Below are 14847 nucleotides of genomic sequence, written 5' to 3' on the forward strand. Positions count from 1 at the left end.
CGCGTCGATACGCTGAGACACATGAGTACCGTGCTCGCCGGGCTTGGCCTTCCCGTGGTCGGTGCCCCGATGGCCGGCGGCATCACCGTTCCCGCGTTGGCGCGCGGTGTGAGTGCGGCAGGCGGATTCGCGCTGATGCCCGCGGGATATCGCACCATCGCTCAGCTGCAGCAGGACCGCGAGGCCATGGGCGATCTTCCCTTTGGTTTCAACGTGTTCGTCCCCACCCCTGACCACGGCGCCGACTTGAGCGAGTACCTGGACAGGCTGAAGGTGTGGGCCGACAAGCTTGAGGTCGCTCCCGGCGATCCGGTCTGGCATGACGACGGCTACGCCGACAAGATCGAGTATTTGGTCGCCAATCCGGTGCCGGTCGTGTCCTTCACCTTCGGTGTGCCCAGCGCGGCCGATGCGCACCGGCTGCGCGCCGCCGGGTCCGAGGTGTGGATCACGGTGACCAGCGCCGCCGAGGCCACGATCGCCGAGGGGATCGGTGCCGATGCCCTTGTTGTCCAGGGGCCGGAGGCCGGTGGGCATCGCAGCAGTTTTGACGCGGGTGCTCCCGAAGAGCCGCTGTTGGACCTGATCGCGAGCGTGCGCGCGGTGACCGCACTCCCGATCGTTGCTGCCGGCGGAATCATGGACGGCGCCGACATCGCCCGCGTGCTTGCCGCGGGTGCCGTGGCCGCGCAGCTGGGTACCGCACTGGTGGTGACCGACGAGTCCGGGGCCAAACAGGTCTACAAGGACGCCCTGCTGCAACCCGCCGACACGGTGGTGACCCGGGTCTTTTCCGGCCGCCCGGCGCGCGGCATTTCCAACGCGTTTCAGCGCGACATGGAATCTGTTGCACCGGTGAGCTTCCCGGCACTGAACTCGGCAACCAAGGAACTGCGGGCAAGTGGGGATCCGGACGTGATGTCGCTATGGGCGGGCACGGAGCATCACCGTGCCCGCGCGCTGCCGGTAGCCGAATTGATGGCCACGCTGGCTGCCGAGCTCAATGCGGCCCGGGGATAGGGGAGCAGATGAAACCGGCCACCCTGATCTGGGCGGTGCTGATCGCCGCATGCCTGTTGATCGGCATCGATCTAGTCATCTATCTGGCGGGTCCGCGCAGCGGAGGCTCGATCAATGCCCTGGTGGCGCTGCTCGTCTTCAATCTGTTGCTGTTCGGTGGGCTCGCCATCTACCTGCGTGGCCGACGCTAAATAGCCGGTGTGTTCCCGGACCGCACCTACGATGGTCCGATGGTGTCATCTCTTGATCCCGAGCTGTCGCTAGAAGGACTGATGTCCACTCAGGCTCCAGTCCAGCGTCGTGGCCCGTTTCCGCCGATCGCCGACTATGCGTTCCTCTCGGATTGGGAGAACACTTGCCTGATCGCCTCCAACGGCTCGGTGGAGTGGATGTGTGTGCCGCGCCCGGACTCGCCGAGCATCTTCGGCGCCATCCTCGATCGTGGTGCGGGGCACTTCCGGATCGGTCCCTATGGACACAACGTGCCCGCGGCACGCCGCTACCTCCCGGGCAGCCTGATGGTCGAAACCACCTGGCAGACCAAGACCGGGTGGCTCACGGTCCGCGACGCGCTGGTGTTGGGACCCTGGCACGACGTCGATTCGCGGTCGAAGACGCACAAGCGCACCCCGACCGACTGGGATGCCGAGCACATCCTGCTGCGCACCGTGCGCTGCGTCAGCGGCACCGTCGAGGTGATCATGAACTGCGAGCCCGCCTTTGACTATCACCGCGAGGGACTCACCTGGGAGTATTCCGGTGACGGATACGGCGAGGCGATTGCCCGGGCGACCAAGAACCCCGACGACAACCCGACCCTGAAGCTCACCACCAACCTTCGGCTGGGGCTGGAGGGGCGCGAAGCGCGGGCCCGTACCCGCCTCACCGAGGGCGACAGCGTGTTCGTCGCGCTCAGCTGGTCCAAACACCCTGTCCCGCAGACCTATGCGGAGGCCGCCGACAAGATGTGGAAGACCGCCGAGGCCTGGCGGCAGTGGATCAACATCGGCGAGTTCCCCGATCACCCGTGGCGGTCGTACCTGCAGAGCAGCGCGCTGGTGCTCAAGGGGCTGGCCTATTCTCCGACCGGAGCTCTGCTGGCGGCATCGACCACGTCGCTGCCGGAAACGCCTGGTGGAGTGCGTAACTGGGACTACCGGTACTCCTGGGTGCGGGATTCGACCTTCGCGCTGTGGGGTTTGTACACCCTCGGCCTGGACCGTGAGGCCGACGACTTCTTCTCCTTCATCGCCGACGCGTCGGGCGCGAACAACGGGGAGAAACATCCGTTGCAGGTGATGTACGGCGTGGGTGGTGAGCGCACCCTGACGGAGGGGGAGTTGCCGCATCTGTCCGGGTACGACGGGGCCCGGCCGGTGCGGATAGGCAACGGTGCATTCGATCAGATTCAGCACGACATCTGGGGCACCATGCTCGATTCGGTGTACGTGCATGCGAAGTCGCGCGAACAGATTCCCGCGACGCTGTGGCCGATTCTGAAGAATCAGGCCGAGGAGGCGGCACGGCACTGGCGTGAACCGGACCGCGGCATCTGGGAGGTGCGCGGCGAGCCGCAGCACTTCACCTCGTCCAAGATCATGTGTTGGGTCGCCATGGATCGCGGCGCCAAACTTGCCGAGATGCACGGCGAGAAAAGCTATGCCCAGCAGTGGCGGACCGTCGCCGAGGAGATCAAGGACGACATCCTCGAACACGGCGTGGATGAACGTGGCGTGTTGGTGCAGCGTTACGGTTCTACGGCCTTGGACGCCTCGCTGCTGCTCGCGGTGCTCAACCGATTCCTGCCGCCGGACGATCCGCGAATCCGCGCGACGGTGTTGGCGATCGCCGATGAGCTGACCGACGACGGCCTGGTGCTGCGGTACCGCGTAGAGGAGACCGATGACGGCCTGTCCGGCGAAGAGGGCACCTTCACGATCTGTTCCTTCTGGCTGGTCTCTGCTCTGGTGGAGATCGGCGAAGTGCGCCGGGCACGGCACCTGTGCGAGCGGTTGCTCTCGTTCGCCAGTCCGCTGCAGCTCTACGCCGAGGAGATCGACCCGCGTACCGGGCGCCACCTGGGCAACTTCCCGCAGGCGTTCACCCATCTGGCGTTGATCAACGCCGTTGTGCACGTCATTCGGGCCGAGGAGGAAGCGGATGTGAGCGGCACCTTCCAGCCCGCGAACGCGCCGACATGAGGCCGGGGGGCGCCGCCGCGGTCGCGGTGGTGATCTGTGTGCTCGCCGCCGGTTGCGGGCGTACTGCCGATCGCGCTGAGCGGCCCCCGACCGCCGTCGAATCGTCTTCGCAGACAGGGCCTTCGAGTTCGGCGGTGAACCCTGCCCCGGCAGAATCGGCACCGATCACTGCTGCACCCGCTTTCGGGTATGTCCCCGAATTGGAGGCCGTCACCGGCGATGAAGGAGTAGTCACCTACGACGTCCATCTACCGAAGCTCTCGGGTGGGGTGGACGCCGTGCGCGACCGATTCAACGAAGGTACACGTGCTGCACTGCGGGACTTGATCGAGAACTTGCCCGGCCCGGACACGGACCAGAAGGTGTCGATCAGTGACGGCGATCTCGGGCCGGGTCCCGAGAGCACCCGCGTCGCGATGATCGGGCCGCATGTGGTGGCGGGCATCCAGGTGTACCTCTGGTACGCGGGCGGCGCCGCTCACCCCAACCAGTCGGTCCTGACGACCGTGATCAACGGTGATACCGCGCAACCCATCACCTATGACGACCTGTTCCCCAATCAGTACGCCGCCCTGGAACGGCTGAGGCAGGTGCTGCCCGGTCTCGATCCGAGTGGGCGAGTGCGCCAGGACACCGTCAACGGGCGACTCGAACAGTGGTTGCCTACGCCCACCGGGTTGCGGTTCTACGTCCCGGTCTCGCACGCAGCGGGCGATTTTGTTCCGATTGCCGTGCCCTGGGAGAGGATTCGCGATCTGGTCGATCCCAGAATCGTGCCGGTGTTGAGCCAATAGTTGGGGGTTTTTGCTCATGAAGTTCGGTCTTGCGGTGACGCTGGTGTCGACGTGTGGTCTTGTCGTCGCGTGCCTGCTGCCACCCGAACAACCCACGCAGACCCCCGAGGCCCCCGCGTACACCAGTCCAACACCCTCGAAACCGGTGGTGTCCCTGACGCCGGCGCAAACTCCGCCAACCGCCAAGCCGGCCTTCGGATTCAACCCGACGCTCGAGCAGGTGACCGGCAAGCAGGGGAAGGTCGACTACAACGTCAAACTGCCGCAGGTGACCGGAGACAAGGCCAAGGCTCGCGACCGATTCAACGAAGGCATGCGTGCGGCCCTGAACGACGTGGTGCGCGGGTTGGACGATCCGAAGCTCACCAAGCAGGCGACGGTCGGCGATGGCCAGCTGGCGGCACGGGAGGCCAGCCGGGTGTCCTTCATCGGTCCGCACGTGGTGGCGGGAGCCGCGGTGTTCTATACCAACAGCGGTGGCCCGTACCCCAGTAACCGGGTGGCCACCATCACCATCAATACCGACACGTCGCAGCCCATCATGTTCGGCGATGTCCTGCCCAATCAGGAACAGGCGCGAGAACACCTGCGTACGTTGGCTCAGCAGCTCGGGCCACCCGATCGCATCAAGGCGGCCGGGGACATGAAATCCGAGCAGTTCCTGCACTGGTTGCCCGCGCCGAAGGGCCTGACGTTCTACATTTCCGTCCCGCATATCGCCGGGGACTACGTCCCGGTGACGGTGCCGTGGGAGAAGATTCGCGATCTGGTGGCCCCCGGGATGCAGACGGTCCTCAGCCAGTAGGAGAGCGGCGCGCGAAATCGGGCGCGTGCTCGGGTAGTGGACCAATGGCCACCCCGTAGGCCGGAATCGCTTGCAACCACGGGTATTTGGTGGCAAAAGACAACACCGAAGCCACCCTGGTACTGGGTGTGACGGTGGTGTTCGAGTCCACCGCCGAAAACACCCGCCGGTGCACGGCACGCTGCACGCGCTGGATCAGCGCGGTCGGTCCCCACCGTCGCAGCTGTACCTTGCGAAGGTCGGCGGTGGTTAGAGTGCCGGTGCGCAGCGGTTCGGCGAGGATGCGCGCGGTCGCCACCGCGTCGGCGATCGCGAGGTTGATACCGACCCCGCCGACCGGGGACATGGCGTGCGCGGCGTCCCCGATGAACAGCAGGCCGTCCCGGTACCACTTACGAAGCCGATTGAGCTGTACATCAAGTAGTTCACGTCGTCCCAGCTGGTAATGGCAACGGTACGGTCGGCCAGCCAGGGCACCATTTCACTGATCCGGTCGCGCAGCACCTGCACGTCGCCGCTGCGCATCTGCGAGTCGGTGCCCTTGCCGATGAGATAGCCGCACTGGAAATACTCGCCGCGGTCGAGCATCACCATGAATCGGTTGGTGCCGACGCGCGCACGTGGCCCCTGGGGATCGCCGGGGTGTTTCGGAAGGCGGAACCACCAGACGTCGATCGGAACGCCGAACTGTCGTGGGCGCATACCCGCCGCCGCGCGCAACACCGAGCCCCGGCCATCGCAGGCGACCGTGAGGTCCGCGCGGAGTTTCCCGGTTTCTCCTGCAGCGGTGCGAAATTCGACGCCCGTGATCTGATCTCCGGACCGCAAGAGTCCGGTGACCTCGGTACTGCGCAGCAGTTGGAAAGTGGGCTCAGCCTGCGCGGCACCGGCCAGCATTTCCAGGAAGTCCCATTGGGGCGCCATCGCGATGTGCTTGTGCGGTCCGGGCAGCCGGTTGAGATCGCCCAGCCGGTACGTCTGTTCTCCGAGGTCGACGGTCACCTGTTCGACCAAGTTATGGGGCATGGCGGCGAATTTCGGGCCGAGTCCCAATTCGTCGAGGAGGTTCAACGTGCTGGCGTGCACGGTGTCTCCGCGAAAGTCACGCAGGAAGTCGGGGTGCTTCTCCAACACCGTGACCTGGACGCCGGCGCGCGCGAGCAGCAGCGCCAACATCATTCCGGCGGGCCCGCCGCCGGCGACGGCGCAGGTGGTGCTCTGAGACAGCTCAGGTTTGGTCACGGGTTCTCCTCCACGCCACGATCAACACCCCGGCCAATGCGAACACGGGTATCAGCGAGATGGTCCAACTCAGCGCCAGGGGCGGTCCGGGTTGGGGTAGCACCTCCAGGTCCAGGGTGCCCTTCCCGGGGCCCTGTGGACCGGTGATGTCGAAGACGAACCGGTAATGCCCTTCTTCCTGCAGCGCGCGAACATCCAGGCCCCAGACCTCACGCTTACGTGGATGGCGCGCCAGCGGTTCTGCACGCCCATCTCGCCCGTCCGGCGAAACGATGGTGAGGGTCCCCGACTTGCCGGTAATCCCGTCTGCGGGAATGAAGGTGAAGTCAAGAGATTGCATGGCGCGCAGCGGCCAGGTCGAGAAGCCGACGGTCAGTGGATAGGGGCCCGCCCTCACCTGTTCGGTGTGCACGACGTTCACGGGCGCGTAGGCCTGAGCCGGGGCGCTGATCCCCAGAGACAGCGCCAGGACGCCGGCGAGCGCGGTCAAGACACGAATATGCCTCACGCGGTGGCCTCCACGGTCTCGGTGTCGTTTCCGGGCACCCGCAACATCAGGGCGATGCGTTGCGCAAGGAATCCGGCGAGGGCACCCACCACCAGCCCCACCAGACCGACGGTGACGTAGCTGCTCACGGTCTCGGTGCCCTGGCGGTAGAGGATCGCGCCCTGCAACAGATAGCCCATGCCTGCAACCGAACCCAGGAACGCGCCGATGCCAGTCATCGGCCACCGCTGCCATTTCCGGTCGCGTGCCAGGTACAGCAGGCCGGTGGCGAGTAGGGCGAAGATCCCCAGGAACATGGGCATCATTCCCGGGATCGCGGGTGGGCCGTCCCACAGGTCGTCGCGCAAGGGCAATCCCACCGCCGTGGCGTATTCATGTGCAGCCCAAGGTGAGAACCACCAGAAGATGGCTTGGATGGCACCCATGATCGCCGCGACGGCGAGCGGCGCCAGTGTCGACCGCAGGACGCCCGCGACGAGCAGCAGTACGAGCGGAACGACGAACGCCGAGCCCAGTGAGATGGGGTTGAAGTCGAACTTGAAGAGCCACAATGCGGTGAACGGAATGGCCGTCATTGCCGCCACCAATGACGCCTGGGCCATCAAACCCACTGCACCCCAGCGGAATCGCCGTGCCGCGGCAAAGGTCACGATGCTACCGAGGTCGGTGACGGTGCCGGAGACGAACAACGCGAAGTGCGGGGGTGATGCCAATACGGCATCGAACCCGTAGACCGTGTGCCACCAGAGGTCCAGCAGCCCGTAGAGGAGAAACGACGCGGCGCCACAGCCGGAGAGCAGGAAACCGAGCGGAGCGGTGAACCTGCCACCGAATACGCGAATCGGCACGCCACCCACCCAGCGCGGTACATCCTCGCCCGCGCGCTGTGCCGCCGTGATCGTCAAAACCATGATGAGGCTGGTGATTCCGCCGATGGCACTGCCCGAGTACAGGAACAGATGCGGCAGCGTGAAGAAGGTATCGGGGCCCACATCGTCATGCCATTCCACGTCCCAGGTGGTTCCGACCGCGCCCACCACGCTGCCCAGCAGCACCCCGTACGCGCCCAGTGGCGCGTACCTCTCGATGGTGTCGCGGGTGATACGGGGCGTCTGGCTCGCCCCGACGTAGGTGGCGCTCGTCTCGGTGCTCATCTCAACCTCCACTCACCCATAGTGGCATCGTCGTGCGTTCATCGGGGTCACCTGAGGGAGGCGTGACGGTCACGGCTATCTCCCACGGACCGGCCATCGACAGCATCACCTGGTCGAACTTTGTGCGGCCCGACACCACCTCGCGCAGTGGCGGCATGGCGTGCCCCATCAGTGGCATGACCAGTTCGACTGTCACCGACTCTGATTCGGGGAGACCCTGGTTCTCCCTGTTGGTGACGGCGATCTCCAGTGCCGTCATCCCGACGCGTGGGCTGTCCACGGTGACCGTGACGACGTAATGCTCGGTGCCGGAGTGCAGCGTGACGGCCTCGGGCGTGCTGGGCCAGGCGATCCATGTCAACGCCAACACCGCGGCAACGATCATCGCGAGCCCCGCCCACACTCTGCGCGTCATGAGATGTCCAGTCGTACCGGGATCGTCAGCACCCGGTAGTCGCGCTGTGCCTGAATCCAGGCGAGATAGCGCCCGGGCGTGGGGAACGTGAAGGTGAACGGCACATCGGGACCGAACGCGGCGACCGTCTCGTCGGGCGGACTGTCGCCGTTCAGAGGTGGCGCCCCGACCATAGGCGGCATGGAATCGTCTTGTGTCGCGGCGCTGTTGGAACCATGTGTCATGTGGGGCATCCCCGGCATGTCTGCTCCACCGTGGCCGCCCATCGAATGGGCATGTGCCCACATCGCCGAATCCTGCACTGCCGTGCCGAGGTCGTTCGCGGGAGCCTCACGCGGAATCGGTCCGGCGATAACCAGGTGACCCAGCATGCCCAGCCACGGCTGCAAGACCGGGTCGGATCCCACGGTCGCCGAGAGCGTCGTCGGCCGCCCGGCACGCAGGCCGGTCGCGGTGACGTGCACGTGCAGCCCGTCGATCATGCGCATACCGGGTCCGTCGAAGGGTGCGGGGGCAGCGGGCTTGCCGTCGCGCGAGGTGAGCCCGCCCGGCAGACGCACCGTCTGCACTCCACCGCCGCGCCGCACGAACTCGGCCGAGACTGCGTAACGGCCCGCGACCGTCGGCGACAATGGCACCGAATAACGGCCCGGCGCAACCCTTATCGGATGCAGGTGAGACAGCCGACCGTCCGGGGCGACCACCAGCAGGTGGATGAGCGCGCTGTCGTGGATCACCAGGTCGTCGGCGGGCAGACCGGTGGCCGTGTCGACGAGTGAGAAGTCGATGTCGGTAGTGCGGCCCGAATCCAGCACGGGCTTTTCGGCGATGAGCGTCGCCGAAGGCCGGGAGTAGTCGGTGACCGCGGGGCGGTCGAGCCGGTAGGGATTGGCCGTGTTGTCGGCGGTCGGGTCACGTTGCAAGCCCGGCTCGGGCGGGGGAGGTGCCGACGTGGACAGCACGGCACCGGTGACGGCCACCGCGAGCGCCGTCACCGTAGCGGTCACAGGTAGGGCGATCCACACGCCGCGACGTACCCGGGTGGCCACGACGAGCGAGATCACCAGCAGCAGGCCGGTGGCGGCCAGACCGAGATACGCCACTCGTTCCGGTGGTGACATTGCCTGACCCATCAAGACCAACGGGATGCGGGCGGTGTGCACGCCATCGCTGAGAGTGAGATCGGCCGGCCCGGTGCGATCGACGTCGAGAGTCGCCCCGTACGGACCGGGCTTTTCGCCGAGGACTACCAGCGCCGTCGACGTGGGCACGCCCGGGGCGGGGTCGTGCTCTTCGGTGCCGACACCCGTGGGGATGAGCTGCAACCGGAGTGGACCGGCAGCGGTGCCCTGGTGGGTGATGACATCCACGCGCAGCGGGCCGGGGATGCCGGTGACCCGGCGAGCCACCACGGTGAGCTCGCGCTCGCCCAGGCTCTGCGCTATCTGCACGTCGGCACCCGCGGTCGCCGAGTCCGCCGCCGCAATGGGGGCGCCGCTGAACAGTGCGAAGAGCGCGAGGACCAGGGACAGGTATGTCGAGGACAGGCGGGTCATCGGGATCCAGTCTGCCCTGCGCCGACAGCACCACGACGCGGTCCGCCTAAACTGGCCGCGTGAACAGCGACAGCGTGATCGGCCTCCTGAGTTGGTGGGATGGTGTCGAGCTGTGGCTGAGCGGGCGCGGATTCATTCTTCAAACAATCATCGTGATGCCTGTTGTCCTGGTGTTGGCGTACGCGATGGCCGTCGCCGGCGACAAGATCTTGTTTGTGCTGTTCAGCGTGACGAATCGGCTTGGACGGCTCTACCAGGCGACGCGCCGCCGTCCCATCGAAAGCCCCATGATCGCGGTCGTCCCGGCGGACCTGCCGTGAGCGGCATGCCGCAGTCGCGGGTGACTTTGGCGCTGGTTGCGCTGGCCGTCCTGGTGATAGTCGCCTGGCTGTTGAGCCGGTAGTTACTGGCTGTTGACGCAATAATGCTTCTACCAGCCGGTTCGACTGTAAAGACGGCATCAAAGGGCTCTGCTACGCTTCCGCTCATGCATTCCGCAGCCCCGGGTAACCGCGTGCGCCACATCCTGGCGCTCATTGCGGTCGGCACATGCGCGGTCGCAGACGTTCACTGTTGTCGCTAGACCCATCCCGTCCGCGGTTTGGTGTCGGTAGCGGCTAGTTCAAAGCCCACTGGCTGTTTCGCTACCTTTCTGTCGTTACGGGACTTACATGAGATATCCGTCCAGGTAATCGCAATCCCACGAAAGGTCCTCATGCTCAACATCGCGAAGACGGTCGGCGCCCGCCGGTGGCGCCACATCGGAGTTCTTGCCACCGCGGCAACTGTTCTCGCCGCCTGCGGTGGAGGATCCAGCGACGTCGCCGGCGGCGAGTCGCATTCCGACGCCGACACCACCCTGACGCTCGTTGCCTACGCGGTGCCGGAGCCAGGATGGAAGAAGATCATCCCGGCATTTGCGAACACCCCCGAGGGCAAGGGCGTCGCGGTCACTACTTCCTATGGCGCGTCCGGCGACCAGTCGCGGGCCGTTGTCGACGGCAAGCCGGCCGATATCGTGAACTTCTCGGTCGAGCCCGATGTGAGCCGCTTGGTCAAGGCGGGCAAGGTTTCCGAGGACTGGAACTCCGATGCCACCAAGGGTGTTCCGTTCGGTTCCGTCGTTTCTCTCGTGGTGCGCAAGGGCAACCCGAAGAACATCAAGGACTGGGACGACCTGCTTCAGCCGGGGATCAGTGTGATCACCCCCAGCCCGTTGAGCTCGGGCTCGGCCAAGTGGAATCTGTTGGCGCCGTATGCGGCCAAGAGCAATGGCGGACGCGACGAGCAAAGCGGGCTCGACTACATCGGCAAGCTGGTCGGCGAGCACATCAAGCAGCGTCCGGGATCGGGGCGTGAGGCCACCGACGTGTTCCTGCAGGGCAGCGGTGATGTGCTGATCAGCTACGAGAACGAGGCGATCAACGTCGAGCGTCAGGGCAAGGATGTCGAGCACGTCAACCCGCCGCAGACATTCAAGATCGAAAACCCCGTCGCGGTGGTGAAGGAGAGCGTCCACCCCGACAAGGTGGCCGCGCTGAAGAACTTCCTCTACACCCCCGAAGCGCAGAAGCTCTGGGCAGAGGCGGGATTCCGTCCTGTCGATCCCGCGGTTACGGCAGAATTCGCCAAGGACTTCCCGACACCGGAGAAGCTGTGGACCATCGCGGAGCTGGGCGGATGGAAGACGGTTGACCCGGCGTTGTTCGACAAGGAGAACGGCAGCATCACCAAGATCTACAAGAAGGCCACCGGATGACAACGTCAACGGACCAGTCGACTGAATCGGCGTCCGAGCCGAAACACGCTGCCCGGCCCGACCGTGAGGTCGGCGCCGGGCGGTCGGGATCACTGTTGACGCGACGGTATGGCAGCACATCGCTGCGGGTCGGCGCGGCCTCGATCTGGCTCAGCATCATCGTGCTGTTGCCGTTGGCCGCGATTATCTGGCAATCGGCCGGCGGGGGGTGGACCGCATTCTGGAACTCGGTCACTTCCAACGCCGCCATCTCGTCCTTCAAGGTGACCCTCGGAGTCTCGTTCGGCGTCGCGGTGGTGAATCTGTTCTTCGGGTTGCTGGTGGCGTGGGTGCTGACTCGTGACGATTTCCCCGGAAAGCGGTTGGTCGACGCTGTCATCGACCTTCCGTTCGCCTTGCCGACGATCGTGGCCAGCCTCGTGATGCTGGCGCTGTACGGTCCGGGCAGCCCGGTGGGCATTCACATCCAGCACACCAAGTGGGGCATCGGTATAGCGCTGCTGTTCGTCACGCTGCCCTTCGTGGTGCGGTCGGTGCAGCCCGTGCTGTTGGAACTCGACCAGTCGGTCGAGGAGGCTGCGGCCTCGCTGGGTGCCGACAACTGGACCATCTTCCGTGCGGTCATCCTTCCGGCGTTGCTCCCGTCGTTGTTATCGGGCGCGGGCTTGGCCTTTTCACGTGCGATTGGTGAATACGGCTCGGTGGTGCTGATCGGCGGTGCGGTGCCCGGTGAGACCGAAGTGTCGTCACAGTGGATCAGGACACTCATCGAGAACGACGATCGGACCGGCGCTGCGGCGATTTCGATTGTGCTGCTGCTCATCTCGTTCGTCGTGTTGTTCATCCTGCGGACCGTCGGTTCGCGCGCGGCCAAGCGAGAGGAGCTGGCACAGTGACACCGTCGCCGGTGGTTCGGTATCTCGCTCGGTATGTGGCGTTGCTCTATGTCGGCATCCTGGTGATCGTTCCCGTGGGTTTGATCCTGTGGCGTACGTTCCAGCCCGGGATCGGGGCGTTCTTCGAATCGGTCGCCACTCCGGCCGCGGTGTCTGCGTTGCAGCTGTCGCTGTTGGTGGTCGCGATCGTGGTGCCGTTGAACGTCATCTTCGGTATCCCTACCGCACTGGTGCTGGCGCGAAACAAGTTCCGCGGTAAGGCAGTGCTGCAGGCGATCATCGACCTGCCCTTCGCGGTCTCGCCGGTGGTGGTGGGTGTCGCGTTGATCCTGTTGTGGGGGTCGGCCGGCGTGTTCGGTTTCGTCGAAAACGACTTCGGTCTGAAGATCATCTTCGGATTTCCCGGCATAGTGCTCGCCAGCATTTTCGTCACGATTCCGTTCGTCATCCGTGAGGTCGAGCCGGTGCTGCATGAATTGGGCACTGAGCAGGAAGAGGCGGCCGCGACGTTGGGAGCTACTGCGTGGCAGACGTTCTGGCGTATCACGCTGCCGTCGATCCGATGGGGCTTGACCTACGGCATCGTGTTGACCATCGCGCGAACTCTCGGTGAGTTCGGTGCGGTGATCATGGTCTCGTCCAACCTGCCCGGCAAATCGCAGACCCTGACCCTGCTGGTGGCCGATCGCCATCAGCGTGGCGCCGAGTACGGCGCCTATGCCATCTCAACGCTGTTGATGGCTGTTGCGGTGATTGTCCTGGTGGTCCAGGTCGTCATCGATGCGCGACGAGCCAAAGCCATTAGCGAATAGCAAGGAGCCAACAAGATGACTGACGCGATTACCGTTCGCGGCGCGAACAAGCATTACGGTGACTTCGCCGCGCTGGACAACATCGACTTCGAAGTGCCGTCGGGCTCGTTGACGGCATTGCTCGGCCCCAGTGGCTCCGGTAAGTCGACCCTGCTGCGGGCTATCGCGGGGTTGGACCAGCCGGACACCGGCACCATCACGATCAATGGTCGCGATGTCACCGGCGTGCCGCCGCAGCGGCGTGGAATCGGTTTCGTGTTCCAGCATTACGCCGCGTTCAAGCACCTGACAGTGCGTGAGAACGTGGGATTCGGCCTCAAGATCCGCAAGAAGCCGAAGTCGGAGATCAAGGACAAGGTCGACAACCTGCTGGAGGTGGTGGGGCTGAGCGGTTTCCACACGCGCTATCCCAATCAGCTTTCCGGTGGTCAGCGCCAGCGCATGGCGCTGGCGCGTGCACTGGCCGTGGACCCGGAAGTGCTGCTGCTCGACGAGCCCTTCGGTGCTCTCGATGCCAAGGTCCGTGAGGATCTGCGGGCTTGGCTGCGCCGACTCCACGAGGAGGTGCATGTCACCACGGTGTTGGTGACGCATGACCAGGCGGAGGCGTTGGATGTCGCCGACCGGATCGCGGTGCTGAACAAGGGGCGCATCGAGCAGGTTGGATCGCCGGAGGATCTGTACGACCGTCCCGCGAACAGTTTCGTGATGTCATTCCTGGGGCCGGTGGCCAAGCTCAACGGAATCCTGGTGCGCCCGCACGATATTCGTGTGGGGCGAAACGCAGATCTGTCCCGCGCCGCCGCAGAGGGCACCGGCGAGACCACCGGCGTCACCAAGGCGAGGGTGGATCGTGTCGTGCATCTCGGTTTCGAGGTGCGGGTGGAACTGACCAGCGCGGCGACAGGCGAGCAGTTCACCGCGCAGATCACGCGTGGTGATGCCGAGGCACTCGGACTGCACGAGGGCGACCACGTGTACGTGCGGGTGACCCGCGTTCCCGACCTGGGTGAGCTGGCGGAGGCTGCGTCCTAGGGCGCGTTGCTGCGTTTTCAAAGGACACCTGCAGGTGCCCGGCTACGGGCGACACATGCCGGTCTGTCGGGGGTGGGTGCCATCGTTCGGTGATGGCGGCGAAGAAACGGGTATGCGGGGTTGAGCTGCGCTATCTCCTGACGTTGTATCTGCACCGGTTCGGCGAGACGACCGTGTCCGAGCTGGTGCAGATGTTGGATCGCAAGGGGTTCGATACCGGCGGACGGACGTCGAAGGCGGTGTCCGACGCGTTGCGCTGGGAGGTCCGCCGTGGCCGGGTCATTCACTATGGCCGGGGGAGTTACGGTCCCGGTGGGATACCGCGCGGCACCGAGCACCGCATGTTGCAGCGGGAGAAGGCCTTGTTGTCGCTCGTAGGCGGGCACGACGAAGAGTGGTCGCCGAGCTGGGATAGATAAAGAAAATGGCCCCCGGTTCGCCGGAGGCCATTTGTGTGTCGGGCTCTAGTGTTCGTCGTAGTGATCGCCGTGCGGAGCGTGGCGGTGCCCGTCGTGGATGTAATCCACGTGATCTTCGTGAGCAACTGCCTCGTGACCGCAGTCAGGGCCGTGAACGTGGTCTGGATGGGTATGGGTTTCATGTTCGGTGCTCGTCATGATCAATACCGTATCGCATACATGCGCATACAA

The 14847-nt window shown here is 65.1% G+C and carries 17 protein-coding genes and 2 pseudogenes; 13 read left to right on the forward strand and 6 right to left on the reverse strand.

Annotation, left to right across the window (positions count from 1 at the left end; genetic code table 11):
* Positions 1-21: 21 nt before the first annotated feature.
* The 5 genes from MYCSP_RS07570 to MYCSP_RS07590 all read left to right on the forward strand — a co-directional run bounded on the left by MYCSP_RS07570 (position 22) and on the right by MYCSP_RS07590 (position 4820).
* A complete protein-coding gene (locus MYCSP_RS07570) occupies positions 22-1020 on the forward strand; it encodes an NAD(P)H-dependent flavin oxidoreductase (RefSeq protein ID WP_083014099.1) in 999 nt (332 codons plus the stop codon).
* An 8-nt stretch (positions 1021-1028) separates the two neighbouring features.
* Positions 1029-1211 (forward strand): hypothetical protein, encoded by a 183-nt coding sequence (locus tag MYCSP_RS07575; RefSeq protein ID WP_083014098.1) that lies wholly within the window; start codon positions 1029-1031, stop codon positions 1209-1211.
* Between the two features lie 81 nt (positions 1212-1292).
* Positions 1293-3221 (forward strand): glycoside hydrolase family 15 protein, encoded by a 1929-nt coding sequence (locus MYCSP_RS07580; protein WP_234809115.1) that lies wholly within the window; start codon positions 1293-1295, stop codon positions 3219-3221.
* Positions 3218-4015, forward strand: coding sequence for a hypothetical protein (locus MYCSP_RS07585; RefSeq protein WP_088413507.1), 798 nt, complete (start codon positions 3218-3220; stop codon positions 4013-4015). Before MYCSP_RS07580 ends, MYCSP_RS07585 begins: the two co-directional genes overlap by 4 nt.
* A gap of 16 nt (positions 4016-4031) precedes the next feature.
* Complete coding sequence (locus MYCSP_RS07590; protein ID WP_088413508.1) at positions 4032-4820, forward strand: hypothetical protein; 789 nt, start codon at positions 4032-4034, stop codon at positions 4818-4820.
* Here MYCSP_RS07590 and MYCSP_RS07595 read toward each other — a convergent pair.
* From MYCSP_RS07595 to MYCSP_RS07615, 5 genes and pseudogenes are all read right to left on the reverse strand, one after another.
* A pseudogene (locus MYCSP_RS07595) lies at positions 4810-6062 on the reverse strand (FAD-dependent oxidoreductase). The gene MYCSP_RS07590 and the pseudogene MYCSP_RS07595 sit on opposite strands and share 11 nt — an antisense overlap.
* On the reverse strand, positions 6049-6570 hold the full coding sequence (locus MYCSP_RS07600; RefSeq protein WP_088413509.1) for a hypothetical protein: 522 nt from the start codon (positions 6568-6570) through the stop codon (positions 6049-6051). The pseudogene MYCSP_RS07595 and the gene MYCSP_RS07600 overlap by 14 nt, the downstream one beginning before the upstream one ends.
* The gene (locus MYCSP_RS07605) at positions 6567-7724 is read right to left on the reverse strand and encodes a hypothetical protein (protein ID WP_083014093.1); all 1158 of its coding nucleotides are present in this window, start codon (positions 7722-7724) and stop codon (positions 6567-6569) included. The genes MYCSP_RS07600 and MYCSP_RS07605 overlap by 4 nt, the downstream gene beginning before the upstream one ends.
* Before the next feature lies 1 nt (position 7725).
* On the reverse strand, positions 7726-8139 hold the full coding sequence (locus MYCSP_RS07610; protein ID WP_083014092.1) for a hypothetical protein: 414 nt from the start codon (positions 8137-8139) through the stop codon (positions 7726-7728).
* A complete protein-coding gene (locus MYCSP_RS07615) occupies positions 8136-9695 on the reverse strand; it encodes a hypothetical protein (RefSeq protein ID WP_083014091.1) in 1560 nt (519 codons plus the stop codon). The genes MYCSP_RS07610 and MYCSP_RS07615 overlap by 4 nt, the downstream gene beginning before the upstream one ends.
* 59 nt (positions 9696-9754) lie before the next feature.
* On the opposite strand from MYCSP_RS07615, the gene MYCSP_RS07620 reads away from it, so the two are divergent.
* The 8 genes and pseudogenes from MYCSP_RS07620 (at position 9755) to MYCSP_RS07645 (ending at position 14616) form a co-directional block, all read left to right on the forward strand.
* On the forward strand, positions 9755-10015 hold the full coding sequence (locus tag MYCSP_RS07620) for a hypothetical protein (RefSeq protein ID WP_088413511.1): 261 nt from the start codon (positions 9755-9757) through the stop codon (positions 10013-10015).
* Between the two features lie 167 nt (positions 10016-10182).
* Positions 10183-10278 carry an Ms4533A family Cys-rich leader peptide gene (locus tag MYCSP_RS23690; RefSeq protein ID WP_407661639.1) on the forward strand — a complete coding sequence of 32 codons (96 nt, stop codon included), beginning with the start codon at positions 10183-10185 and terminating at the stop codon, positions 10276-10278.
* 132 nt (positions 10279-10410) lie between these two features.
* Entirely contained in the window at positions 10411-11454 is a 1044-nt protein-coding gene (locus MYCSP_RS07625; RefSeq protein WP_070911146.1) for a sulfate ABC transporter substrate-binding protein, read from the forward strand.
* Positions 11451-12350 (forward strand): sulfate ABC transporter permease subunit CysT, encoded by a 900-nt coding sequence (gene cysT, locus MYCSP_RS07630; protein WP_083014089.1) that lies wholly within the window; start codon positions 11451-11453, stop codon positions 12348-12350. Before MYCSP_RS07625 ends, cysT begins: the two co-directional genes overlap by 4 nt.
* Positions 12347-13162: a sulfate ABC transporter permease subunit CysW gene (gene cysW, locus MYCSP_RS07635; RefSeq protein WP_070911145.1), complete on the forward strand. Its 816-nt coding sequence runs from the start codon at positions 12347-12349 to the stop codon at positions 13160-13162. The genes cysT and cysW overlap by 4 nt, the downstream gene beginning before the upstream one ends.
* A 15-nt stretch (positions 13163-13177) precedes the next feature.
* Positions 13178-13840, forward strand: a pseudogene (locus tag MYCSP_RS07640) (sulfate/molybdate ABC transporter ATP-binding protein); the annotation flags it as partial.
* 30 nt (positions 13841-13870) lie between these two features.
* Positions 13871-14197, forward strand: a complete 327-nt coding sequence (locus MYCSP_RS23695) for a TOBE-like domain-containing protein (protein ID WP_407661690.1) — start codon at positions 13871-13873, stop codon at positions 14195-14197.
* A 92-nt stretch (positions 14198-14289) separates the two neighbouring features.
* Entirely contained in the window at positions 14290-14616 is a 327-nt protein-coding gene (locus tag MYCSP_RS07645; RefSeq protein ID WP_070911474.1) for a hypothetical protein, read from the forward strand.
* Positions 14617-14661: 45 nt separating this feature from the next.
* Here the strand turns inward: MYCSP_RS07645 and MYCSP_RS07650 are convergent, their stop codons facing one another.
* On the reverse strand, positions 14662-14814 hold the full coding sequence (locus MYCSP_RS07650) for a zinc transporter permease (protein ID WP_083014088.1): 153 nt from the start codon (positions 14812-14814) through the stop codon (positions 14662-14664).
* Positions 14815-14847: the final 33 nt, after the last annotated feature.

The organism is Mycobacteroides saopaulense, from assembly GCF_001456355.1.
GTDB classification, from domain to species: domain Bacteria; phylum Actinomycetota; class Actinomycetes; order Mycobacteriales; family Mycobacteriaceae; genus Mycobacterium; species Mycobacterium saopaulense.